The following is a 22,027-nucleotide window of genomic DNA, read 5'->3' as shown; positions in this document are numbered from 1 at the left end:
TTATTATCCCATCACCTGTTTCAGGGGCTCAACGGATTGTCTACAGGAAAGAGTGCACCAACTGACAAGCAGTTGGTGGAGCGTGTACAGCAAGGCGATAAGCGCGCCTTTGATCTGCTGGTGAAGAAATACCAGCACAAAATAATTGGGTTGATTGGTCGTTATGTCTACGACCAGCATGAGGCGATGGATGTGGCGCAAGAGGCTTTTATCAAAGCCTACCGAGCACTGCCCAACTTTCGTGGAGATAGTGCGTTCTATACCTGGATGTACCGGATTGCCATCAATACGGCAAAAAACCATCTGGTCGCCAAGGGGCGCAGGCCGCCGGATGTGGATGTGGATGTTGGCGATGCCCAGCATTTCGATAATCCGGTGCTGCAGGAGCTGGAGACGCCGGAAAACCAGTTGTTCAAGAATGAACTTGAACAGGCGGTGATGCAGGTGCTGGAGCGTCTGCCCGAAGATCTACGAATGGCGCTGACCTTACGGGAGTTTGAAGGGATGAGCTATGAGGAGATCGCCCATGTTATGGATTGCCCGGTCGGAACGGTGCGCTCGCGTATCTTCCGTGCTCGGGAGGCGGTCGACAAAGTCGTCGCACCAATGATGAGTTGAGCTGTCTTGTTGTATGACAGGGTCAGTAACAGACAACAGACTAACCCCAACCGAGGGATCTGATCGATGAGCGATAGAATCAATGAGTCTCTATCCGCATTAATGGATGATGAAGTCAGCGAATTTGAGCTGCGACGCACGCTGGAGCAGCTGGATTCGGAGGCGACGTCGACCTGGTCGCGCTATCATGTTGGCCGTGCAGCGCTGAAGGCTGAGACTCCGGTAGATCCCAAATTGGATATCAGTGCCGGTGTGATGGCTGCGTTGGAATCCGAACCGGTTTACAGCGAAGTGCCCCAGGCACCGAAGCGTTCATCAAGATTCAATTGGCGCCCGTTTGGCAGCGTTGCCATCGCTGCATCGGTAACTATGATGGTGATTTTTGGCGCCCAGACCTTCCAGGGTAATACGGTGCCGACGGAAAACCCATCGAACATCGTCTTGACCGGGCCGAAGCCGGTGAATCCAGAGTTTTTGCCGGTACAGTACGGACAGCCGTCGGTGGTAATGCCTTCGGCCCAAGAACCTGATGTAATTCGACTCACATCGCCGATGGAGCATTATGTCGATCGTCATCGAGCCCTGGTTAAGCGTCAGTCGCCGCAGTGGCAGGTCGGCTGGGTTCCCGATGGTTTCCGTATTGTTGAACATGATCATATCTACGATGCCGAGGTGCTGTTGTACAGCAACGGTCGCACTGAAGTCTCGGTCTCGGTGCAGCCCTTTGCGTCCAAGAAAGCCAACCCAGGAGCGATTCAGTCCGGTGAAACCGTGGCGGTGGGTAAGCAGGTGGGTGATCAGTTTGTCACCGTCGTCGGTGATGTGCCGTTGATGATTGCCGACCGTATCGCTTCTTCGGTGAAAACCAAACTGCAGTAACCGATGCTGACCGAACAGGCCGAAGTGGTAGAGATCACCGATCAGGGTGTGACGGTTGAAACGGTTCGGCGTAGCGCCTGTGACAGTTGCCGTTCCCAGTCCGGTTGTGGGCAGAAACTATTGGCAGAACTCGGGCAGGCGCAGCGTTTTCAAATCATCGCAGTCAATCCGAAACAGCTGCCGCTTAGCCCCGGTGATCGGGTCGAGCTGGGGATCGAAGAACGCTCTTTCTTGCAAGCCTCGTTGATAACCTACCTTTCCCCACTGCTTGGGCTGGTGCTCTGTGCGCTGCTGGGACAGGGCTTAGGCTTGGCGGAACCTATGCAGATTTTGCTGGGCGTTGTGGGTTTGGTATTCGGGTTTGTCGGTGTGCGTTGGTGGGGACGTGGCGAGCGGCAGGGTTGTCAGCTCCAGCCGAAGATCGTCGGGATGCAAAAAACCTATGATTTTATTGAAGTGGAGGAAGCTTGATTAATATGGCTGTTTTCACAAGATCTGTTGTTTTATTCATTGGTTGGATGTTGCTTGCAGCACCATTGCGTGCCGCGGAGCTTCCGGACTTCACCGAGCTGGTGCAGGAAGCGTCACCGGCCATTGTCAATATCAGCTCCGTTCGCAATGCCGACTCCAAATCCTCCTCCGGTCGTTCTCAAGAGCAGCTGCCGGAAATCTTTAAACGGTTTTTCGGTGAGCGTGGTTTCGGGGGGCAGGAGTTTGATCAACAGCCCCGTCGTTCCTATCCCGAATCCTTGGGATCGGGCTTTATTATTTCCGATGACGGTTATGTGTTAACCAACAATCACGTGGTTAAAGATGCCGACAGTATTCTGGTGCGTCTGAGTGATCGGCGCGAACTGGAAGCGACGCTGGTGGGGGCGGATCCACGCTCTGATCTGGCGTTGTTGAAGATCGATGCTGAAGATCTGCCCACGGTTCCTTTGGGGGACTCGGATCGTCTCAAGGTAGGTGAATGGGTGTTGGCGATCGGCTCTCCGTTTGGCTTTGATCATAGTGTCACCGCGGGGATCGTTAGTGCGACCGGACGCAGCCTGGCGAATGAGAACTATGTCCCCTTTATCCAGACCGACGTGGCGATCAATCCCGGTAATTCCGGTGGGCCGCTGTTTAATCTGGATGGTGAGGTGGTTGGGATCAATTCACAGATCTATACCCGCTCCGGTGGCTTTATGGGCCTGTCTTTTGCGATTCCGATCAGCATGGCGATGGAAGTGGTCGATCAGCTCAAGAGTAAAGGGCATGTGGCCCGGGGTTGGCTGGGTGTGATTATTCAGGAGGTCAACCGTGATCTGGCCGAGTCCTTCGGTCTGGATCGGCCGATGGGGGCGTTGGTGGCCAAGGTCTTGCCCGATAGCCCGGCCGAGGCGGCCGAGCTTCAGGCTGGTGATGTGATTGTCTCTTTGGATGGGCGCTCCATCGAGCGTTCTGCCGAGCTGCCTCAACTGGTTGGGCGTGTGATACCCGGTAAGACGGTCGATATCGGCGTGGTTCGAGACGGTCGTAATAAGACCCTGGCGCTAACCGTCGGCGAATTGCCGGATGAGAAAAGCTTGGCGATGGGTTCCGATGCTGAGCGAGCCTCCGGGGGCGATAATCCGCTGAAGATCCAGGTTGGCGCGCTGGAGCCGGAGCGAGCCGAGGAGTGGAAGATCGATGGCGGTGTCGTGGTGCGTTCGTTGCAGTCCGGACCGGGTGCGGAAGCCGGGTTGGTCGTCGGCGATGTGATCACGATGTTAAATGGCCAGCCGATCAGAGATCTGGACAGCTTTGCCGAGATCAGCGCCGATCTGCCGGTGAGCAAACCGGTGCCGATGCGGATAGTCCGTCGCGGTAGTCCTCTGTTTCTTCCGCTTAAGATCAAACCGGCGGAGTAGCTGCCGGGCATGAAAAAGGGCGCATTGGCGCCCTTTTTTAATTCGTCTCGATAGTCGTGCAGTTGGCTAAAATAGGCTACAATTTCGCGCTTTGTTTTTGCCTACCCAGCCAGAGTTGGTGCCCCAGTGAGTGATCTGAGTCATATCCGTAACTTTTCCATCATTGCCCATATCGACCATGGTAAATCGACCCTGGCCGATCGGTTTATCCAGATCTGCGGCGGTTTGTCCGAGCGAGAGATGGAGCAGCAGGTGCTTGACTCGATGGATATCGAGCGTGAGCGCGGCATCACCATCAAAGCGCAGAGTGTGACGCTGGATTACAAGGCACGGGACGGCAAAACCTACCAGCTGAATTTTATCGACACCCCGGGGCATGTGGATTTCTCCTACGAGGTTTCCCGTTCTCTAGCGGCTTGTGAAGGGGCGTTGCTGGTGGTGGATGCCGCCCAGGGCGTCGAAGCTCAGTCGGTAGCCAACTGCTATACCGCCATCGAGCAGGGACTGGAGGTGATGCCGGTACTGAATAAGATGGACCTGCCCCAGGCTGAACCGGAACGGGTCAAGCAGGAGATCGAAGAGGTGATCGGGATCGATGCCCAGGATGCGGTGGCCGTCAGCGCTAAATCCGGTATGGGTGTCGAGGATGCATTGGAGCAGCTGGTTGAATTGATCCCCCCTCCCGAAGGTGATGTCGATGCGCCGCTGCAAGCGTTGATCATCGACTCCTGGTTCGACAATTACCTGGGGGTGGTGTCTCTGGTGCGTGTGACCCAGGGTACCCTGCGCAAGAAAGACAAGATCCTGGTTAAGTCCACCGGCCAAAACTATATGGTTGATGACGTGGGTGTATTCACACCCAAGCGTAATTCGACCGGCGAATTGAAAGCCGGTGAGGTTGGTTACGTGGTGGCCGGAATCAAGGATATTCAGGGTGCTCCTGTGGGGGACACTCTGACCCTGTTGAAGACCCCCGATGTAGAGAGCCTGCCGGGATTCCAGCAGATCAAACCGCAGGTTTATGCCGGGATGTTCCCGGTCAGCTCCGATGATTACGAAGATTTCCGCGATGCGCTGAGCAAGTTGACGCTAAACGATGCATCGCTGTTCTTCGAACCTGAAAGCTCCGACGCATTGGGCTTTGGCTTCCGTTGTGGTTTCCTGGGTCTGCTGCATATGGAGATCATTCAGGAGCGGCTGGAGCGTGAATACAATCTCGATTTGATCACCACCGCGCCGACGGTGGTCTACGAAGTGGAGTTGAACTCCGGCGAAGTGATCTATGTTGACAGCCCGTCCAAGTTGCCCGATTTCGGGTCGATCCGAGAGATGCGCGAGCCGATCGTCGAGGCCAACATGCTGGTGCCCAAAGACTATCTGGGACCGGTAATCACACTCTGTATCGAAAAGCGTGGCGTACAGAAGGATATGCAGTACCTGGCCAACCAAGTGTCGATTACCTATGAGCTTCCGATGAGCGAGGTGGTGATGGACTTCTTCGATAAGCTGAAGTCGGTCAGTCGCGGTTATGCCTCGCTCGACTACAGCTTTGTCCGGTTTGAGCCGGCTAAACTGTTGCGTCTGGATATCCTGATCAACTCCGAGCGGGTCGATGCCTTGGCGGTCATCATGCACAAGGATAATGCCCAGTACCGTGGTCGGGCGCTGTGTGAAAAGATGAAGGATCTGATACCGCGGCAGATGTTTGATGTGGCGATTCAGGCGGCGATCGGCGGTAAGATTATCGCCCGAACCACCGTTAAAGCCTTGCGTAAGAATGTAACCGCCAAATGCTACGGCGGTGACGTGAGTCGTAAGAAAAAACTGCTGCAGAAGCAGAAAGAGGGTAAGAAACGGATGAAACAGGTGGGGCGTGTTGAGGTTCCGCAGGATGCCTTCCTCGCCGTGTTGAAGATGGACAATTAAGGACAGCCTGCCATGGATATCGATTTTTCTTTAGTTCTGGTGATCCTGGTGGCCGTGACCGGCCTAGTTTGGCTGTTTGATGCACTGTTTCTGGCCAAGGGCCGTCGGCAGTTGGCAACCGAGGCGCAGACTCAATCCTCGGTTGAGCTTGATGAAGACACGCTGGATAAGCTGGCGCCCGAACCAGTATTAGTGGAGTACTCCAAGTCCTTTTTCCCGGTGCTGGCATTGGTGCTGGTGTTGCGCTCATTTCTGGTGGAACCGTTTCAGATCCCTTCAGGGTCAATGCTGCCGACACTGAAAATCGGCGACTTTATCCTGGTCAATAAGTATCACTACGGCATCCGCTTACCGGTGGTGGGTACCAAGATCATCCCAATGAACAACCCAGAGCGGGGGGATGTGATGGTATTCAAGTATCCGGACAATCCGCGGATAAACTATATCAAGCGGGTTGTTGGGCTACCGGGTGACCGTATTCGCTATGCCAATAAGCAGCTGACGATCAATGGTGAGCCGGTCGCGCTGGAGCTGCTGGCCGAGTTGCCCAGTCAGCGTGGAATGCGCCGACTGTTGAATGAGCAGCTGGGTGAGATCGAGCATCAGATCTATATCGATAAAACCATGCCTCGTCAGCCGGCCGAGTGGGTAGTCCCCGAGGGACAGTATTTTATGGTGGGTGATAATCGGGATAACAGCAACGACAGTCGTTTTTGGGGCTTTGTGCCGGACGAGCTGATCGTCGGTAAGGCCTTTGCTGTCTGGATGCACTGGAAGTCCTGGGGCAGCCTACCCAGCTTCAGCAATAACGGAGCGATCCAATAATCAAGAACAGTAGGGCCAGGGATGGCACTGTTTAGCGTATTCAACCAAGGAGTCGTCGCATGATGATATCGAAGTGTTCCAAACAGGGTGGTTGGACTTTTCTGGGTCTGCTGACATTTCTGTTGGTGGCGGGGATTTTTGTTGCCGTTGGATTTAAGCTGGCGCCGGCCTACGCCGATCATCAGACCCTGAAGTCTATTATGCGGACGGTGGAGCTGGATCAGCAGATGCTGTCCAAGAATAAGCGTCAGATAGAACTCAGTGTTATCAAAAAGATGCGTGTTAATAATCTCAAGTTGCCCAAAGAGTTTCTTAAAATCACCAAGGATAAAGGCGAGGTGATTATGGATGTCGACTATGAGATACGGATCCCGATGTTCCATAACGTCGCGGCCGTGGTGATGTTTAAAGAGCAGTACATAGGCAAGCCGAGTGAGTGATCCGATTCCGCGCCTTGGAAAACGGCTGGGTTACCGTTTCGAGGATGCATCTTTGGCGCAGTTGGCTCTGACCCATCGTAGCTGTGGTGCCAGAAATAACGAGCGGCTGGAGTTTTTGGGTGATTCCATCCTCAACTTCGTTATCGCCGACGACCTGTTTGAACGCTTTCCTGATGCAAAAGAAGGTCAGTTAAGTCGGCTTCGGGCCAGACTGGTCAAGGGTGTGACCCTGGCCGAATTGGCCGAAGAGATGCAGTTGAAAGAGTTTTTGCTGCTGGGCGCCGGCGAGTTAAAAAGCGGTGGCTTTAACCGCCGCTCGATTCAGGCTGACGCGGTTGAGGCGTTGATTGGTGCCATCTATCTGGATGCTGGCCTGGAAACCTGCCGTGAACGAATACTGACCTGGTACCGTAGCCGGTTGGAAGGCTTGTCGTTGGAGGATACCCAGAAAGATCCGAAGACCCGGTTGCAGGAGTTTCTTCAATCCCGACGTTCCGAGCTGCCGGTTTATCATCTGATCAAAGTTGAGGGCGAGGCCCATGATCAGACTTTCCATATCGAGTGTGAAGTGCAGTTACTGAGTCAACGATCCCAGGGACAGGGGCGCAGTCGGCGAATTGCGGAACAGCAATCTGCCCAGGCGGCTCTGGATGCGCTCGGGGTCGGAGACAAATCATGACGGAACAGAACAGTCCAAGTCGTTGCGGTTATGTGGCGATCGTTGGTCGTCCGAATGTCGGCAAATCGACGCTGATGAATCGGATTCTGGGTCAGAAACTGAGCATTACTTCCCGTCGGCCCCAGACCACTCGCCATCAGATTCTGGGAATCAAGACCGAACAGAACACTCAGGCGATCTATGTCGATACACCGGGATTGCACAAGGATGGTGGCAAAGCGATTAATCGCTACATGAACCGGGCCGCCAGCTCTGCGTTACGGGATGTTGATATCGTTATCTTCATCGTCGACCGCGATCGCTGGACCGATGAAGACCAGGCGGTATTGGAGAAACTTCAGCATTCACGTTTACCGGTCATTCTGGCGGTTAACAAAACCGACAGGATCGATGACAAACAATCACTGCTTCCGCAGTTGGAGCAGTTGTCTCAAAAGATGGCCTTCGCCGAAGTGATCCCGTTATCGGCCAAGCATGGTCACAATGTTGACCTGCTGGAACAGCAGGTGCTCAAGCGCCTTCCCGAAGAGATTCACTACTTCCCCGAGGAGCAGATTACCGATCGCAGCTCAAGGTTTCTGGCAGCCGAACTGGTCCGTGAGAAGATCATGCGCCAGTTAGGCGATGAATTGCCCTACCAGATCACCGTCGAGATCGAAGAGTTCAGCCATGATGGTACGGTACTGCATATCAGTGCTCTGATTCTGGTTGAGCGCGATGGACAGAAACGGATTCTAATCGGTAATCGGGGTGAGCGGATCAAGCGTATCGGTCAGGAAGCCCGTATCGATATGCAGCGGCTGTTCGATACCCAGGTGATGTTGCGCCTATGGGTCAAGATTAAGCGTGGTTGGTCCGATGATGAACGGGCCCTGCGTACCCTGGGTTATGACGACATCGGCTGATCGGTTTGAACGGCAATCGGGTTACGTACTCCATAGTCGCCCCTATCGTGAAACCAGCGCGCTGGTAGATTATTTCAGCCAGCAGCAAGGGCTGATCCGAGCGGTGGTTAAAGGGGTTCGAGGCTCGCGTTCCAAACAACGTATCCTGACCCAGCCGTTCCAACTGATGGAGCTAAACTGGCGCGGGCGAGCTGAGCTGAAGACTCTGTTGAGCGGCGAGCCGATGGGTGCTGTGTCTCTGCTGCAGGGAAGGGCGCTCTGGTGTGGTCTTTACCTCAATGAGCTGACGTTACGGTTGATCCCCCAAGCAGACCCCTTACCCAAGCTGTTTGCTTATTATCAGCTGGCGTTAGAGCGACTGAACGACCCGCAGCAGCAGGAACCGGTATTGAGAATCTATGAGCGCCAGTTGTTGCAGCAGCTCGGACTGGGAATCGACTTTGACTATTGTTTGAGTGGCCAGCCGATTCAGGCTGAGAGTGCTTACCATCTTGATCCGCACCAGGGCTTTATCCGATCACCACAAATCGAGCCCGGCAGCTATCGGGGTCATGAGCTATTAGCGATCGCTCGGGATGATTTTCAGAATGAGGAGATTCGTCGCAGTGCAAAGCGCTTGATGCGGAGCCTGCTGGCGGTTCATTTGGGTGACCGACCTTTGCGTAGTCGGGAGCTGTTTCAGGCATCACCCGTTGCCCCGCATCCGTCCCAGGAGGCGTTGTCATGATTATCGGGATAGGGACCGATATTGTTCAGATCGCCAGGATCGACGCCAGCAGCGACCGGTTGGGTGAAAAGTTTGCGGCCCGCATTCTGACCCCGGATGAGTTGCAACAATGGCAAGAACATGCGCGACCGACCGTGTTTCTGGCCAAGCGCTTCGCGGTCAAGGAGGCGGCGTCCAAAGCGTTGGGCACCGGAATCGGTCGTGGTGTCTCCTGGCAGCATTTTCATATTGACCATAATGAGTGGGGCGCCCCCCAGCTGCGGTTGAGTGACGGTGCCGCCGAACGTGCCGAACAACTCGGAGTGAACCGTATCCACCTGACTTTGTCCGATGAGCAGGACCATGTAGTAGCTTTTGTGGTGCTGGAGCAATAAGCTGTGCCCCCGATCAAGCGTTGATTTTTGTTCCATATGCGGTTGATCAGGTAAACAGGCGAGCACCGAACACTTCAGACCGAATTAAACGAGTAGGTATTATCGATGGATTCAGTATTCCCCACGATCGAAGCATATGTGGGAGGCACCCCGCTGGTACGGCTACAGCGACTTCCCGGCAACACCAGCAATACCGTGCTGGTTAAGCTCGAAGGTAATAATCCGGCCGGTTCGGTCAAGGACCGCCCCGCCCTCAGCATGATCAACCGGGCCGAAAGCCGGGGAGAAATCATGCCTGGCGATACCCTGATCGAGGCCACCAGCGGCAATACCGGTATCGCGCTGGCGATGGCTGCGGCGATCAAGGGCTACCGAATGATCCTGATCATGCCCGAGAACATGAGCGCCGAGCGTCGTTCGGCGATGACCGCTTACGGTGCCGAACTGATCAGCGTGACCCAGGAACAGGGGATGGAAGGGGCTCGGGATCTGGCCCTGAGCCTGCAGGATCAGGGCAAGGGTAAGGTGCTGGATCAGTTCGCCAATATGGATAACCCCGAGGCGCACTTCGACACCACCGGGCCGGAGATCTGGCAGCAGTCCCAGGGTAAAATTACCCACTTCGTCAGCTCGATGGGAACCACCGGTACCATCATGGGTGTATCACGCTATCTGAAACAGCAGAACCCAGCCATCGAGATTGTCGGCCTGCAACCGGAAGACGGCGCCAGTATTCCCGGAATCCGCCGCTGGCCGGAAGCCTATCTCCCCAAGATCTATAATGCCGATCGAGTTGACAGCATTATCGATATGGGCCAGCAGGAAGCGGAACATACCATGCGCGAGCTGGCACGGCAGGAGGGCATCTTCTGCGGCGTTTCTTCCGGCGGCGCGGTAGCTGGCGCATTGCGGTTGAATCAGCAGCTGCAAAATGCCGTGATAGTCTGCATCATCTGTGACCGTGGAGACCGCTATCTGTCGACCGGGGTTTTCAACGATTAATCTCACCAGCGACCGCAAAGAATAATCACCATCGTCGGTTGCCGACCGACGATGAAGAGGAGAAGTATCACCGATGGTTAAAGTCCGTCAGGACCACCCGCTGGACGAATCCGGTTCGGTTGATCTGAGTGCATGGCTCGAGCGCATCCGTACCGATGTTAACGTCACCGATGAAGCGCTGTTGGTTCGTGCCTGCGAGCTCAGTCATTGGGCTCACGAGCAGGAGAGCCCGCAGGAAGACATCTGGCAGGAAGAGGGTACCAACAGCTTCGTCACCGGACTGGAGATGGCCGGAATCCTGGCCGAGCTGCGGTTGGATCAGGATGCGTTGGTCGCATCGATTCTGTATCGGGCCGTACGTGAGAAACGGTTGCCACTCGAGCGGGTGCGTGATGAGTTTGGCGCTCCGGTCGCCAAGCTGATCGACGGCGTGCTGCAGATGGCGGCAATCGGCACCCTGCTGCACCCAACGCCCGATTCGGTGCTGGGGCAGAGTGAAGGTCAGCTCGATAACGTCCGTAAGATGCTGGTGACGATGATCGAGGATGTGCGGGTCGCGCTGATCAAGATCTCTGAACGTACCTGTGCTATCCGTGCGGTCAAGAACGGTAATCGCAAGAAGCGTTACCGGGTCGCCCGCGAGGTGTTTGATGTCTATGCCCCGCTGGCACACCGACTCGGTATCGGCCATATCAAGTGGGAGCTGGAAGACCTCAGTTTTCGCTACCTGCAACCCAATGCGTATAAGCAGATCGCCAGCCTGCTGGCCGAGAAGCGGCTCGATCGGCAGCAATATATCGACGATGTGCTGTATCGGTTGAAAACCGAGATGGCCAACATCGGCATTGATGCCGAGCTGATGGGTCGGGCCAAGCATATCTACAGCATCTGGCGCAAAATGAAGCGCAAGAACATCGACTTCCATCAGGTCTACGATGTGCGTGCGGTGCGGATGTTGGTGCCCGAAGTGCGCGACTGTTACGCCGCCCTGGGGATCGTTCACGGACTGTGGAAAAACATCCCTCACGAGTTTGATGACTACATCGCTTCGCCGAAAAAGAACGGCTACCGCTCGTTGCATACGGCGGTGATCGGCCCTGAAGGCAAGGTGTTGGAGATTCAGATCCGCACCCACGACATGCACGATGATGCCGAGCTGGGAGTCTGTGCCCACTGGCTTTACAAGGGCACCGACACCAGCTCCAAGAGCGACAGTTATGAGGGCAAGATCGCCTGGCTGCGGCAGGTACTGGAGTGGCAGGACGATGTCGGTAATGCCAGCGACCTGATCGATCAGTTACGCGGTAATATCGAGGATGACCGTATCTACGCCTTCACTCCGGATGGTCATGTGGTTGATATGGCGGCCGGCTCGACACCGTTGGATTTTGCCTACCGGGTTCACACCGAAGTCGGTCATCGCTGCCGTGGTGCCAAGGTGAACGGCAAGATCGTACCGCTCACCGCCAAGCTCAAGACCGGTGACCAGGTGGTGATCATGACCGCCAAGCAGGGCGGACCCAGCCGTGATTGGATGAACCCCAACCTTGGCTATATCACCTCATCGCGGGCACGAGCCAAGATCCGTCACTGGTTCAAAGATCAGAACCGGGATCAGAATGTTCACGACGGTCGTCAGATTATCGAACGTGAGATCAAGCGTCTGGCCTTGAGCGATGTGGATCTCAAAGGGGTTGCCCATGGCCAGGGGTATGCCGAGGTTGATGATCTCTATGCCGCGGTAGGGGCCGGAGACCTGCGCCTGAGCCAGATTCTCGGGGCGGCCCAGCGGCAGATCGAAGCCAAGCGAGAAGCCGACGAGCAGCTCGACCTGGATCTGTTACCGCGCTCTGAACCCGCACCGGCAAGTCCGCGTAGCGGCGACCTGTCAATTCTCGGGGTCGGTAACCTGCTGACGGTGGTGGCCAACTGCTGCAAACCGGTACCCGGCGATGCCATCGTCGGCTACATCACCCAGGGGCGCGGGGTATCGATCCATCGTCAGGATTGCATCAACGCGCTGCAGTTGGAGTCGAGCGATCACGAGCGGATGATTGAGGTCAGCTGGGGCAGCGAAGATGCCAATCAGGCCTATCCGGTCGATATCCGTATCGATGCGCTGGATCGACACGGCTTGCTGCGTGACATCATGGTGGTGCTGTCGAACGAACGGATCAGCGTGATTTCGGTGAATACCCGGACCGACAAGAAAGAGGGCACCGCCAGGGTGCTGATCACCTTCGAGATCAATCGCCTGGAAGACCTGGGGCGGGTGATGGATAAGATCGGCCAGCTACCGAATATCTCCGATGTACACCGCATGCTGCCGGGGACCGAGTAGGCTCTCTGGCAGCTCGCTGAGCCCCATGGATTAAGGACGCGACAACAATGGCTTACCAAATGGACGATCTGCTGCGGTTGATGGCCCAGCTGCGCGATCCTCAGCACGGTTGCCCCTGGGACCAGAAACAGGACCTGGCTTCTATCGTTCCCCATACCCTCGATGAGGTGTACGAGGTGATCGATACCATCGAACGCCAGGATCACGATCATCTCTGTGATGAACTCGGTGACCTACTGTTCCAGGTGGTGTTCTATGCCCAGATCTGTGCGGAGCAGGGGCAGTTCCGGTTCGACGATATTATCGATGGACTGGTCAGCAAGCTGCTTCGTCGCCATCCCCATGTCTACCCCGACGGTACCTTCGCCAGCTTCGGCAGCTCCGACAAGCTCACTGAAGAGCAGATCAAACAGAACTGGGAGCGGATCAAGGCCGAAGAGCGGGCGGCAAAGCGGGCCGAGTCGGATATCGAGTCTGAAACAGACGCCGCCTCGGTACTGGATGATATCTCAACCGGCCTGCCGGCACTGATGCGGGCTCATAAACTGCAAAAGCGGGCGGCTTCGGTCGGGTTTGACTGGCGTGAGCTGGCACCGGTGTTCGAGAATCTACAGTCCGAGATTGTCGAGGTGCAGGAGGCGATTCAACAGCAGGATGAGCAGGCAATCGCCGATGAACTGGGGGATCTGCTGTTCTCCTGCGTCAATCTGATACGGCATCTGAAGCAGGACTCTGAACAGGTATTGCGTCAGGCCAACGGCAAGTTCGAGCAACGCTTTCGTCGAGTCGAGCTGTTGGCAGCCGCGCAGGGTCTGGATATGAGCAGCACCGACGAAGCCGTTCTCGACCAGCTCTGGCAACAGGCCAAACAACAGCTGGCCGAAGAAACTTAAGCCGACAGCCTGGTGGTCGCTGGTTAGTGGCGGTTGGTTCGGTTTGGCGAATGTTGTTCGATAAAGCGACCAATCGCCTCCCAGTAGCCGGGCTGATCGGTGATATCGATATGATCGGCTCGCTCGAACTCCAGAATCTCGGTTTCTCCCCCCCAAAGTGACATCAGTCGTCGGCCACGTTCGGGTGGAACGATCCGATCCTTGCCCGCCAGCAGGCTCAGTGCCGGGCTGGCGATTTGCGCGGCTAATCGATCAGATTCGAACCGGTGTTTGGCCAACCAGTCCACCGGCAGCCATGGGTAATGGAGCCGGCCCAGGGCGATAAAGTTATCGTAGGGGGTCACCAGTATCGACGCGGCAATGGCCCGTTCGGCGGCAACGTAAGCGGCGATACCGGAGCCGAGTGAGCGCCCCATAACAAAGGTTCGCGCCAGCGGAATCTGATACTCGGTGGTGATCTGATCCAGCAGCCAGAGTGCATCTTCCTTCAGCGCTGCCTCCGAAGGTTTGCCGCTGCTATGGCCATAACCACGGTAGTTGATCAGCAGCAGCGAAGCATTAAAACGGCCCAGCGGTTCCAGGTTCCAGCTGATCTCCTCGGCATTGCCGCCGTAATAGATCAGCAAGGGAGCACCCTCAGAGGTACTTTGCCGGAACCAGCCGTGCAGTCGGATTCCGTCCTGGCGTTCAAATTCAACTTGATAGGCCTGCCATCGCTGCTGATCGGCCGGATCGAGGGCGCGTTGCTGAAACACGAGATTGTCCTGAAACAGATAGGTCAGCCCGACCAGAGCCAGATAGCTCAGCAGGCAGAACCACAGCAGGCTGATCCACCAGGCCATCTCAGAACCTCCGGGCTTAGACACCGAATTCACTGCGTCGTAGGGCCAGCTGCTGAAGTGCGGCGATACTGAACAGGTCTTGGATGCGACCGTCGAGGCACATCGCGATAGCATCATCGAACGGCAGCCGCCGGATCTGCAGCTGCTCGGTGTCGTCGAAGTCGGTCTCCCCCGGGGTCAGTTGTTGGGCCAGATAGGCGACTCCCAACTCGTCGGTCACCGAGTTGGAGATCTGAACCCGCAGAAATTCGGTCATCTGTTGTGCCCGCAGACCGGTCTCTTCTCGCAGCTCTTTATGAGCGCCGTCGAGTGGATCCAGTTCCACCGGGTGTCCTCCCATGGGAACCTCCCAGCTGTAGTCACCCAGCGCATAGCGGTATTGGCCGACCAGCCAGGTGTAACCCTCATTGTCGATCGGAATTATCGCTACCGCGCGATTACGGAATTTCACCAAGCCGTAGATGCCTTCGCTACCGGATGGGGTCAGCACCTTATCTTCGCGAATTCTGATCCAGGGGTTTTCGTAGATCAGCTTGCTGGCCAGCCGGGTCCAGGGATTGGCGGCTTCAACCCCTAGGGTAGCGCTAGATTCAGCGGGTGTGGATAGCGTATCGGGCTTGCCGTTGGAGGTGCTGTCGTCCGTTGTCATTGCGCTCAACTGGCTGGTGGAAATCAATCACTGAACTATAACCCAGCGGGCTGGAAACAGCAGCCTGCTGGGTCGGTGGTTCGAGGTTGTATCAGCCAGCGATGCAGACACCGTGGTCAACATAGTGAATGGTGCCGGTCACCCCATTGGATAGCTCGCTCAGGTAGTACAGGCTGGCGTTGCCGACCTCATCGATCGTTGGCAGCTTGCCGTCGCAGGCCATGCTGGCGTTATGCTCGAGCATGGCGTCGAAGTTTTTGATCCCGCCGGCGGCACGGGTCTGGATGGTCCCCGGCGAGATACAGTTGACCCGGATTCCGGCTGGGCCCAGATCACGGGCCAGGTAGCGGGTTGCCGCTTCCAGACCCGCCTTGGCGACGCCCATGATGTTGTAGTCACCGGTGGCGATGGCGCTGCCCAGGTAGGAGTAGTTGATCAGGCTGCCGCCTTCGGTCATCAGCGGCTTACTCAAGCGAGCCATCTCGATAAAGGAGTAGCAGGATACATCCATGGCGGTCAGGAAACCGTCGCGGGAACACTCGGACAGCGGTGCGTGCAGGTCTTCCAGTGGGCAGAAGGCGATCGAGTGAACCAGCCCATGGAGTACTCCCCAGCGCTGTTCGATCTCGTCAAACAGCGCTTCGAGCTGGCCCGGCTGGGTTACGTCCAGTGGCAACAACAGCTCGGCGGCCAGCTCTTCGGCCAGCGGCTCGACAAAGCGGCGAGCTTTGTCATTCAGGTAGGTGATGCACAGCTCGGCTCCCTGCTCGCGCAGTTTACGGGCGGCGCCGTAAGCGATGCTGTTATCGTTGGCGATGCCGACGATCAGAACTTTTTTCCCTTGCATCAACGCAGCGTTCATAATGTGGACTCCATAGTAAGATACAGCGTTGATATTTAGCATATTCCTCTTATGTTGCAGTGCAACTAAATTTGCTCAATTTGTTGATGCGTAGACCCAAAAATCAAGTGAAGTCCATGAATCGTCTTATTCTCAAACAGATCGTTGCCAGAAATAGCGTATTGAGCTGTCTATGCTGCGCTGCGGCGCTAACGGTTTCGGTTGGTGCCATAGCCGACGACAAGCCGGTAACCTATCAGGATCAGATCAAACCGATCTTCGACCAGCACTGTGTCGAGTGCCATGAAGGCTGGTTTCCCAAAGGGGGGCTGCGAATGGATTCGCTGGAGAACCTTCGCGAAGGAGGAAAGAATGGTCCGAGCTATTTTGCCGGCAAGCCGGACAAGGGCCGTTTGATCAATATGATCAAACAGGTGCCGGGGCGTTTTAGTCAGATGCCGCCGGGGGAGAAAGCGCTCAGCGAGGAGCAATTCCAGTTGATCCGTCGCTGGATCGAGCAGGGAGCCCGCTGAGCAGGCTCCCGTTTTTGCAGGCCTAGATTCGAGTCTGAATCACTCCAGTACTTCCAACGCGTGCTGGGCCAGCATCTGCTCTTCATCGGTGGCGATAACCCGGACACAGACCCGGCTACCCGGGGTGCTGATGATCTCGGCGTTGGCGCGGTTAGCGGCATCGTCGATCTCGATACCCAGCCAACGGCTGCGCTGGCAAACCAGCGAGCGGATTTCGGCGCTGTTCTCGCCTACGCCGCCGGTAAAGACCAGTTGTTCGATCCCTTCCAGTGCCGCGCCCAGGCTACCGATCTCACGAGCGACCCGGTAGCAGAACAGGTTGACCGCTTCGCGGGCTTGCTGGCTGTCGCTGGCCAGCAGTTCGGCCATCTCGCTGGTCAAACCGCCCGATACGCCCAGCCAGCCGCTCTTTTTGTAGAGCAGCTTCTCGATCGCATCGACATCCATCGCTTTTTCGCGCATCAGGTACAGCAGTACCCCCGGATCTATAGCGCCGCAGCGGGTACCCATCGGCGGTCCATCCAGAGCGGTGAAGCCCATGGTCGAGGTGATGCTAAGGCCCTCCTTGATGGCGCAGAGGCTGGCGCCGGCACCCAGGTGGCCGACGATGGTGTTGAGCTGAGCACAATCACGCTGTTCCAGCTGGCGGTAGATATATTCATAGGACAGGCCATGGAAGCCGTAGCGGCGAATTCCCTCGTCGTACATCTCACGGGGCAGGGCGAACTGCTTGGCTTCCAGCGGCATCTGGCTGTGGAACATGGTGTCGAAGCAGGCAACCTGAGGTATTTCCGGCAGCAGCGCGTGGCAGGCTTCGATCAGTTTCAGATTGTAGGGCTGGTGCAGCGGCGCCAGCGGGATATATTCACGCAGCTGTTCGAGCTGCTGATCGCAGACTTCGACCGGTTGACTGTAACGCTCACCGCCGTGAACGACACGGTGGCTGATGGCGGTCAGCTTATGCTCATGGGCATGGCTGTTGATCCAGGCGAAGATAAAATCGAGACAGGCTTGATGGCGGCCGCTCTCGTCGATGGCGGCGAAGTCCAGTTTTAGATCGGTGATCAGGTTGCCGTCGGCATCCTTAATCTGAGCCCGGGGTTGGGCCAGGATATTGCTGAGTTTGAAGTTGTAGTGAAGTTCCGGCTGATCGGCTACGACTTTGTAGAGGGCCGATTTCAGGCTGGATGAACCGCCGTTGACGGTCAGGATACTGCTCATAGTTGCTTTCCACGGGTGGCTTGCAGGGCGGCGAGGGCACAGGAGGCCAGTCGTCCTAGGGTTTTTTCAGCGCGGCTGGTCAGTACGATGGGGACCTGCGCACCCATCACCAGTCCGGCGGATTTGGCACCGGCCAGATAGATAAGCTGTTTGCCCATCATATTGGCGGCTTCCAGATCGGGTGCCAGCAGGATATCGGCATCGCCAGATACCGAAGATTGGATATGTTTGTCCCGGGCGGCTTCCAGTGAGATGGCGTTGTCAAACGCCAACGGGCCGTCGAGGATACCGCCGGTGATCTGGCCGCGATCGACCATTTTGCAGAGTGCGGCGGCGTCGATGGTGCTCTGCATGTTGGATTTGACCTTTTCCACCGCCGCCAGAATCGCAACCTTGGGTTGTTCAATCCCCAGCGCCTGGCAGAAGTAGATCGCATTCTGGACGATATCGCGCTTGATGTTCAGATCCGGCACGATATTGATCGCTGCGTCGGTGATCATCAGCGGTTTATGGTAATTGGGTACGTCCAGCAAAAAGATGTGGCTCAGACGCCGTTCGGTCCTCACGCCTTGGGTTTTATGGACCACCGCTCGAAGCATCTCATCGGTCGACAGCCCGCCTTTCATTAAAATCTGAACATCCCGGCTACGGGCCATGGCGACGGCGGTTTCGGCGGCTTCATGACTGTGCTGAGTATCGACGATACGGAACCGATCAATATCCAGATTCTGTTCTTGCGCGGCAAAGCGAATCTTCTCTTCCGGACCAACCAGAATAGGCTCTATGATCTTACGTTCGGCGGCTTCGACGGCACCAATCAGACTATTGGCATCGACAGGATGGATAACGGCGGTGGGTACCGGCGGGGTTTTGCTGGTGAGCTCGATAAAGTACTCGAGCTGGTTGTGGGCCGGTGGGGGGGTATCCTTAACCATGGGTCACCTGCATCTGTCAGATAAGAATCTGAAGACAATAATAGGCTTATATTGCAGTGCGGTGAAGAGGGTTTAGGGGGGTGGCGCCGACTTTGTTACTCGGCGCCTGATCGTGATCAATTCTGATGCTGCGATGCACATATCGGGTGCGATTTATGCTTGTTTGAGCTGGTCTGTATAGGGAGGCCAGCCCATTGCTTTGCCGCCGAGTACGTGCAGGTGAATGTGGTAAACGGTCTGTCCACCGTGCTCATTACAGTTCATCACGGTGCGATAGCCACTGTCGGCGAAACCAAGCTGTTTTGCCAGCTTAGCTGCTGTCAATGATAAGCGGCCGACGATCTCGGCATCCGCCTCGTCGGCTTCGTTGATGGTGGCGATATGCTTCTTCGGAATGACCAGCAGATGGTGCGGGGCTTGCGGGTTGATATCGCGAAAAGCCAGCACATGTTCATCTTCATAGACGATGTCGGCGGGGATCTCCTTGTCGATGATCTTGCAAAACAGACAGCTCATGCTTCTCTCCTTTCAGGGTAGCCTTCAAAGTTGGCCTTTAGGATTGGCCTTGGACGGCGGTCATCGGATAATAGACAGCCGCCCCGCTAATGGCCAGTACTGTCGGTACGAGGCAGATGCCGCCCACCGGCCGGGTTTTTGAACAGGAGAATACGATGCCCACCTACGATTACCGTTGCAGCGCGACCGGCGAGGTCTATGAAGTTCGTCATGGAATCAATGAGCAGCTAAGTAGTTGGGCCCAGCTATGTGAGCGCCTGGGGATCGACACCGGTACGATTGATCCCGAAGCGCCGGTGGAGCGGTTGGCCACCGGCGGGGCGGTCGTGCATGCCCGGTCGCTGAAGAACCCGAAAGCGCCGCCCTGCGCAACCGGAGGCGGCTGTCCGGGCGGTAGCTGCGGATTCTAGTGTCTAGCGGTCCTGAATCTTATAGGTGGCAGCTGGGCAATCCCTGTTTAGCCAGGTATTTCTGATGATACTCCTCGGCTTCGTAAAACTGGGCCGCTGGAACAATCTGGGTCACGATCGGGCGCGGTGATTGTTGCTGTAACTGCTGCATCATCGCTTCGGCCTGCTGTTGCTGTTCTTCGCTATGGAAAAACACCGCCGAGCGGTACTGGCTACCGACATCGGGTCCCTGGCGGTTTAGCGTGGTGGGGTCGTGCAGTTGCCAAAACAGTTGCAACAGCTGAGGGTAGTCGACCACGGCGGGATCAAACTCCAACTGCACCACTTCGGCATGGCCGGTGCTATCGGTGCAAACCGATTTGTAATCCGGATTATCCAGGTGGCCGCCCATGTAGCCGACGGTGGTTTGGGTGACACCCGGTTGGGCATCGAATCGGGCCTGTACTCCCCAAAAACAGCCGGCGGCAAATGTAGCCAGAGTCATAGGCTTCTCCTCATTATTGATCCTGTCGTGAACATCTATAGCTGGATGGACGCTGGCGGTCGTGATTTATTACGATCAATCTGCTTGGGGCTGTTTGATCCGTCTCGCGGCAGCACTTGTTTGCCGGTTTGTCTGTCCAGCAGCTGTGTGGGACAAGCTTATACTAGGTCGAGGGCAGTGGTGAGGGGAATCGGTACTCGCGGATACGAATATCCGGACAGCGTGGGGATCGGTAAGTGGCAGTGATGGTTAGTGCTGAACTTTCCAATAAAACCTATTGTTGCCTGTCATCGCAGTGGCATTAGAGTAATGCTGTTAGCAACGGCTATTGGAGCTAGTACGAGAAAAGCCCTCGCGAGATCGCGGGGGCTTATTTGTTGGCTCCGTCGAAGAGATTTTTAGGCGATCTGTTCGGCCAGTTCAAGCATCGCAGAGCGGTGATGTTCGATTCGCTCACGAGCAAAGCAGACGCATTTGCCGCATTCGGTACCCAGACCGGTTGAACGGCTGACGTGGCGGACATTCTCGGCACCAGCCTCCACATTGTTCTGAAGTTCGCTGTCGGTGACGGCTTTGCAAACACAGACGTACATGGTCGTTTCCTGATCAAGTGAGATTGGATGTCATAATAATGCAAATGCGAATCCGTATCAACAAGCACTGCTTTCTCAACTTGATCCATATTAAGTTCTGCTCCCGGTAGAGATAATTGATTGACACGAATGATATCGATTACTATTCGTATGTTTTGAGTAGTCAATAGAGTCTCCAATGTGCGATCAATGTAAGCCGACGATGCCAACACCCTCGAATAAAGCCCGCCTGAAACTCTGGGAGATGCCGCGCCAGTATCACTGTCCGGTGGTGGGGACCTGCTTGAGCATGGCGGAGCTTCGCAAGGTGCAGAATAACTGCCGCAGAGAGATCGGCGCTGGGTTGAGCGATTATCAGCTCCATGCCGGTATCGTCAGTCTGGTGGGGCAGAACGGTGCCACTTCGCGGCGTGTGTATAAGCTGCTGGAGCGAAAGTATCAGCGCTGGATCCAGCACTACAGCAAGCTGGATTCTGATCTACAGCGGCAGGCGTTCTGGGATCAGGGTCGTCGTAGTGGCGAGCTTGCCGGGCCGTTCTGGGCGTTGCTGAGCCACCAATCAACCAGTCAGGTACTGGCCGATCGAGCTTTGGGTGAAGTGCATATGCTGTCACACCTGCAGGGGGCGTCGAACCGGGCAGACCTGCAATATACCGCCCGGTTGGAGCAGCAGCTGATCGAGCTTCAGCAAAGCCGGGAGAAAATACAGCTAGACCATGCCGCCAAGTTGAACCGCAAAGAGGATCTACTGGCAGCACAGCAGCGGGCGCTGGACTCGATGCGTGCGTTGATTCAACCGGCACCACCGCAGGATCAGCAACTCTGGGAACAGCTCAGTGAAAGTCGCAAGCAGGCCAGGACCCTCAACCGTCGATTCGAGTGGATGGAGCAGCAGCTGGTACAGCGTGACCTGCGCCTGACCGAACTGGAGCACGGCCAGCAAGGGTTGCTGGAGCAATTGGATGAAACCCGGGAAGAGCGCGATACGCTGGAGCGTGCGTTGGAGCAGTTGCTGATTCAGCGTCAGCCCATGGATACTGCTCAGACCTCCGGGAGTGATGCCGCTGCGTTAGATCTTCAAGGAAAACGGCTCGGCTATATCGGTGGTCGGGCCACGGTGACACCGCGATTACGGACTTTTGTGGAATCGCTCAACGGGGAGCTGATCTGCCATGACGGCGGTAAAGAGGATAGTCGCGCCGGCTTGTGTGATGGCCTGGTCAACGCCGATCTGGTGTTCTGCCCGATCGATTGTGTCAGCCACGATGCCTGTCTGCGGGTTAAGCGATTCTGCAAACAGCACAACAAGCCGTTTATTCCGCTGCGCAGCGCGAGTTTGTCGGCCTTTTCCCATGGACTTAAGATTGCGAACGATTCGCGCTTTGATAACATCTACTAGGTAGAATAATCAATAACTTAGCGGTTGGTTAATCCGAGCAATTGAGTCTACAATTGCGGATTATCATTTTTGATAATGACCGTATTCAACCACTGACTGTCAC

25 protein-coding genes are annotated in these 22,027 nt (G+C 56.0%); 17 read left to right on the top strand and 8 right to left on the bottom strand.

Annotation, left to right across the window (positions count from 1 at the left end; translation table 11 throughout):
- The first annotated feature begins 36 nt into the window (after nucleotides 1-36).
- From rpoE to mazG, 14 genes are all read left to right on the top strand, one after another.
- Nucleotides 37-618, top strand: a complete 582-nt coding sequence (rpoE, locus tag ACO05M_RS17060; RefSeq protein WP_421865659.1) for an RNA polymerase sigma factor RpoE — start codon at nucleotides 37-39, stop codon at nucleotides 616-618.
- Nucleotides 619-684: 66 nt separating this feature from the next.
- On the top strand, nucleotides 685-1,497 hold the full coding sequence (locus tag ACO05M_RS17055; RefSeq protein WP_421865657.1) for a MucB/RseB C-terminal domain-containing protein: 813 nt from the start codon (nucleotides 685-687) through the stop codon (nucleotides 1,495-1,497).
- 3 nt (nucleotides 1,498-1,500) lie between these two features.
- Nucleotides 1,501-1,968, top strand: a complete 468-nt coding sequence (locus ACO05M_RS17050) for a SoxR reducing system RseC family protein (protein ID WP_421865654.1) — start codon at nucleotides 1,501-1,503, stop codon at nucleotides 1,966-1,968.
- 47 nt (nucleotides 1,969-2,015) lie between these two features.
- Nucleotides 2,016-3,389, top strand: coding sequence for a DegQ family serine endoprotease (locus ACO05M_RS17045; RefSeq protein WP_421865651.1), 1,374 nt, complete (start codon nucleotides 2,016-2,018; stop codon nucleotides 3,387-3,389).
- A gap of 126 nt (nucleotides 3,390-3,515) precedes the next feature.
- Nucleotides 3,516-5,315 (top strand): translation elongation factor 4, encoded by a 1,800-nt coding sequence (gene lepA / locus ACO05M_RS17040; RefSeq protein WP_421865649.1) that lies wholly within the window; start codon nucleotides 3,516-3,518, stop codon nucleotides 5,313-5,315.
- A 12-nt stretch (nucleotides 5,316-5,327) separates the two neighbouring features.
- Nucleotides 5,328-6,140 carry a signal peptidase I gene (lepB, locus tag ACO05M_RS17035; protein WP_421865646.1) on the top strand — a complete coding sequence of 271 codons (813 nt, stop codon included), beginning with the start codon at nucleotides 5,328-5,330 and terminating at the stop codon, nucleotides 6,138-6,140.
- A gap of 59 nt (nucleotides 6,141-6,199) precedes the next feature.
- On the top strand, nucleotides 6,200-6,580 hold the full coding sequence (locus ACO05M_RS17030) for a DUF4845 domain-containing protein (protein ID WP_421865643.1): 381 nt from the start codon (nucleotides 6,200-6,202) through the stop codon (nucleotides 6,578-6,580).
- Complete coding sequence (rnc, locus tag ACO05M_RS17025; protein WP_421865641.1) at nucleotides 6,573-7,259, top strand: ribonuclease III; 687 nt, start codon at nucleotides 6,573-6,575, stop codon at nucleotides 7,257-7,259. Before ACO05M_RS17030 ends, rnc begins: the two co-directional genes overlap by 8 nt.
- Nucleotides 7,256-8,164, top strand: a complete 909-nt coding sequence (gene era / locus ACO05M_RS17020; RefSeq protein WP_421865638.1) for a GTPase Era — start codon at nucleotides 7,256-7,258, stop codon at nucleotides 8,162-8,164. Before rnc ends, era begins: the two co-directional genes overlap by 4 nt.
- The gene (recO, locus tag ACO05M_RS17015) at nucleotides 8,148-8,891 is read left to right on the top strand and encodes a DNA repair protein RecO (RefSeq protein ID WP_421865635.1); all 744 of its coding nucleotides are present in this window, start codon (nucleotides 8,148-8,150) and stop codon (nucleotides 8,889-8,891) included. The genes era and recO overlap by 17 nt, the downstream gene beginning before the upstream one ends.
- On the top strand, nucleotides 8,888-9,265 hold the full coding sequence (gene acpS / locus ACO05M_RS17010; RefSeq protein WP_421865632.1) for a holo-ACP synthase: 378 nt from the start codon (nucleotides 8,888-8,890) through the stop codon (nucleotides 9,263-9,265). The genes recO and acpS overlap by 4 nt, the downstream gene beginning before the upstream one ends.
- Nucleotides 9,266-9,370: 105 nt before the next feature.
- Entirely contained in the window at nucleotides 9,371-10,267 is an 897-nt protein-coding gene (gene cysM, locus ACO05M_RS17005) for a cysteine synthase CysM (protein ID WP_421865629.1), read from the top strand.
- A gap of 73 nt (nucleotides 10,268-10,340) precedes the next feature.
- A complete protein-coding gene (relA, locus tag ACO05M_RS17000) occupies nucleotides 10,341-12,608 on the top strand; it encodes a GTP diphosphokinase (RefSeq protein ID WP_421865626.1) in 2,268 nt (755 codons plus the stop codon).
- A gap of 47 nt (nucleotides 12,609-12,655) precedes the next feature.
- Nucleotides 12,656-13,501, top strand: a complete 846-nt coding sequence (gene mazG / locus ACO05M_RS16995) for a nucleoside triphosphate pyrophosphohydrolase (protein ID WP_421865623.1) — start codon at nucleotides 12,656-12,658, stop codon at nucleotides 13,499-13,501.
- Between the two features lie 23 nt (nucleotides 13,502-13,524).
- Here the strand turns inward: mazG and ACO05M_RS16990 are convergent, their stop codons facing one another.
- The 3 genes from ACO05M_RS16990 to fabI all read right to left on the bottom strand — a co-directional run bounded on the left by ACO05M_RS16990 (nucleotide 13,525) and on the right by fabI (nucleotide 15,854).
- Entirely contained in the window at nucleotides 13,525-14,343 is an 819-nt protein-coding gene (locus tag ACO05M_RS16990) for an alpha/beta hydrolase (protein ID WP_421865620.1), read from the bottom strand.
- A 16-nt stretch (nucleotides 14,344-14,359) separates the two neighbouring features.
- Nucleotides 14,360-14,992, bottom strand: coding sequence for an NUDIX domain-containing protein (locus tag ACO05M_RS16985; protein WP_421865617.1), 633 nt, complete (start codon nucleotides 14,990-14,992; stop codon nucleotides 14,360-14,362).
- A 91-nt stretch (nucleotides 14,993-15,083) separates the two neighbouring features.
- Nucleotides 15,084-15,854: an enoyl-ACP reductase FabI gene (gene fabI / locus ACO05M_RS16980; RefSeq protein WP_421865614.1), complete on the bottom strand. Its 771-nt coding sequence runs from the start codon at nucleotides 15,852-15,854 to the stop codon at nucleotides 15,084-15,086.
- Between the two features lie 116 nt (nucleotides 15,855-15,970).
- Here fabI and ACO05M_RS16975 point away from each other — a divergent pair, with 116 nt between their 5' ends.
- Complete coding sequence (locus ACO05M_RS16975; RefSeq protein ID WP_421865611.1) at nucleotides 15,971-16,366, top strand: c-type cytochrome domain-containing protein; 396 nt, start codon at nucleotides 15,971-15,973, stop codon at nucleotides 16,364-16,366.
- A 39-nt stretch (nucleotides 16,367-16,405) separates the two neighbouring features.
- Here ACO05M_RS16975 and ACO05M_RS16970 read toward each other — a convergent pair whose 3' ends face one another.
- From ACO05M_RS16970 to ACO05M_RS16960, 3 genes are all read right to left on the bottom strand, one after another.
- Nucleotides 16,406-17,587, bottom strand: a complete 1,182-nt coding sequence (locus tag ACO05M_RS16970; RefSeq protein WP_421865608.1) for an acetate/propionate family kinase — start codon at nucleotides 17,585-17,587, stop codon at nucleotides 16,406-16,408.
- The gene (locus ACO05M_RS16965; protein WP_421865605.1) at nucleotides 17,584-18,522 is read right to left on the bottom strand and encodes a bifunctional enoyl-CoA hydratase/phosphate acetyltransferase; all 939 of its coding nucleotides are present in this window, start codon (nucleotides 18,520-18,522) and stop codon (nucleotides 17,584-17,586) included. Before ACO05M_RS16965 ends, ACO05M_RS16970 begins: the two co-directional genes overlap by 4 nt.
- 153 nt (nucleotides 18,523-18,675) lie before the next feature.
- The gene (locus tag ACO05M_RS16960) at nucleotides 18,676-19,038 is read right to left on the bottom strand and encodes a histidine triad nucleotide-binding protein (protein ID WP_421865603.1); all 363 of its coding nucleotides are present in this window, start codon (nucleotides 19,036-19,038) and stop codon (nucleotides 18,676-18,678) included.
- 155 nt (nucleotides 19,039-19,193) lie between these two features.
- On the opposite strand from ACO05M_RS16960, the gene ACO05M_RS16955 reads away from it, so the two are divergent.
- Nucleotides 19,194-19,448, top strand: a complete 255-nt coding sequence (locus ACO05M_RS16955) for a zinc ribbon domain-containing protein (protein WP_421865600.1) — start codon at nucleotides 19,194-19,196, stop codon at nucleotides 19,446-19,448.
- Between the two features lie 19 nt (nucleotides 19,449-19,467).
- On the opposite strand, the gene msrA is transcribed toward ACO05M_RS16955, so the two are convergent.
- Both msrA and ACO05M_RS16945 read right to left on the bottom strand, forming a co-directional pair.
- Nucleotides 19,468-19,932 carry a peptide-methionine (S)-S-oxide reductase MsrA gene (msrA, locus tag ACO05M_RS16950; RefSeq protein WP_421865597.1) on the bottom strand — a complete coding sequence of 155 codons (465 nt, stop codon included), beginning with the start codon at nucleotides 19,930-19,932 and terminating at the stop codon, nucleotides 19,468-19,470.
- A gap of 398 nt (nucleotides 19,933-20,330) precedes the next feature.
- Nucleotides 20,331-20,525, bottom strand: a complete 195-nt coding sequence (locus tag ACO05M_RS16945) for a (2Fe-2S)-binding protein (RefSeq protein ID WP_421865594.1) — start codon at nucleotides 20,523-20,525, stop codon at nucleotides 20,331-20,333.
- A 178-nt stretch (nucleotides 20,526-20,703) separates the two neighbouring features.
- Here ACO05M_RS16945 and ACO05M_RS16940 point away from each other — a divergent pair, with 178 nt between their 5' ends.
- Nucleotides 20,704-21,924, top strand: coding sequence for a DUF2325 domain-containing protein (locus ACO05M_RS16940; RefSeq protein WP_421865592.1), 1,221 nt, complete (start codon nucleotides 20,704-20,706; stop codon nucleotides 21,922-21,924).
- The last annotated feature ends 103 nt before the right edge of the window (nucleotides 21,925-22,027 follow it).

Origin of the sequence: Motiliproteus sp. (assembly GCF_965230735.1) — a bacterium.
Taxonomy (GTDB): Bacteria; Pseudomonadota; Gammaproteobacteria; order Pseudomonadales; family Balneatricaceae; genus Motiliproteus.
The sequence above is the reverse complement of the archived record's forward strand: the minus strand, read 5'-3'. Positions and strand labels throughout refer to the sequence as shown.

Bases quoted from the DNA above. Each gene is read 5' to 3' on its own strand.
- mazG (WP_421865623.1), top strand. From the start codon at position 12,656: ATGGCTTACCAAATGGACGATCTGCTGCGGTTGATGGCCCAGCTGCGC.
- era (WP_421865638.1), top strand. From the start codon at position 7,256: ATGACGGAACAGAACAGTCCAAGTCGTTGCGGTTATGTGGCGATCGTT.
- lepB (WP_421865646.1), top strand. From the start codon at position 5,328: ATGGATATCGATTTTTCTTTAGTTCTGGTGATCCTGGTGGCCGTGACC.
- ACO05M_RS16965 (WP_421865605.1), bottom strand. From the start codon at position 18,522: ATGGTTAAGGATACCCCCCCACCGGCCCACAACCAGCTCGAGTACTTT.
- ACO05M_RS16955 (WP_421865600.1), top strand. From the start codon at position 19,194: ATGCCCACCTACGATTACCGTTGCAGCGCGACCGGCGAGGTCTATGAA.
- relA (WP_421865626.1), top strand. From the start codon at position 10,341: ATGGTTAAAGTCCGTCAGGACCACCCGCTGGACGAATCCGGTTCGGTT.
- recO (WP_421865635.1), top strand. From the start codon at position 8,148: ATGACGACATCGGCTGATCGGTTTGAACGGCAATCGGGTTACGTACTC.
- ACO05M_RS16940 (WP_421865592.1), top strand. From the start codon at position 20,704: ATGTGCGATCAATGTAAGCCGACGATGCCAACACCCTCGAATAAAGCC.
- ACO05M_RS16990 (WP_421865620.1), bottom strand. From the start codon at position 14,343: ATGGCCTGGTGGATCAGCCTGCTGTGGTTCTGCCTGCTGAGCTATCTG.
- ACO05M_RS16960 (WP_421865603.1), bottom strand. From the start codon at position 19,038: ATGAGCTGTCTGTTTTGCAAGATCATCGACAAGGAGATCCCCGCCGAC.
- ACO05M_RS17055 (WP_421865657.1), top strand. From the start codon at position 685: ATGAGCGATAGAATCAATGAGTCTCTATCCGCATTAATGGATGATGAA.
- ACO05M_RS17045 (WP_421865651.1), top strand. From the start codon at position 2,016: ATGTTGCTTGCAGCACCATTGCGTGCCGCGGAGCTTCCGGACTTCACC.
- fabI (WP_421865614.1), bottom strand. From the start codon at position 15,854: ATGAACGCTGCGTTGATGCAAGGGAAAAAAGTTCTGATCGTCGGCATC.
- msrA (WP_421865597.1), bottom strand. From the start codon at position 19,932: ATGACTCTGGCTACATTTGCCGCCGGCTGTTTTTGGGGAGTACAGGCC.
- ACO05M_RS17030 (WP_421865643.1), top strand. From the start codon at position 6,200: ATGATGATATCGAAGTGTTCCAAACAGGGTGGTTGGACTTTTCTGGGT.
- ACO05M_RS16945 (WP_421865594.1), bottom strand. From the start codon at position 20,525: ATGTACGTCTGTGTTTGCAAAGCCGTCACCGACAGCGAACTTCAGAAC.
- ACO05M_RS17050 (WP_421865654.1), top strand. From the start codon at position 1,501: ATGCTGACCGAACAGGCCGAAGTGGTAGAGATCACCGATCAGGGTGTG.
- acpS (WP_421865632.1), top strand. From the start codon at position 8,888: ATGATTATCGGGATAGGGACCGATATTGTTCAGATCGCCAGGATCGAC.
- ACO05M_RS16970 (WP_421865608.1), bottom strand. From the start codon at position 17,587: ATGAGCAGTATCCTGACCGTCAACGGCGGTTCATCCAGCCTGAAATCG.
- cysM (WP_421865629.1), top strand. From the start codon at position 9,371: ATGGATTCAGTATTCCCCACGATCGAAGCATATGTGGGAGGCACCCCG.
- ACO05M_RS16975 (WP_421865611.1), top strand. From the start codon at position 15,971: ATGAATCGTCTTATTCTCAAACAGATCGTTGCCAGAAATAGCGTATTG.
- ACO05M_RS16985 (WP_421865617.1), bottom strand. From the start codon at position 14,992: ATGACAACGGACGACAGCACCTCCAACGGCAAGCCCGATACGCTATCC.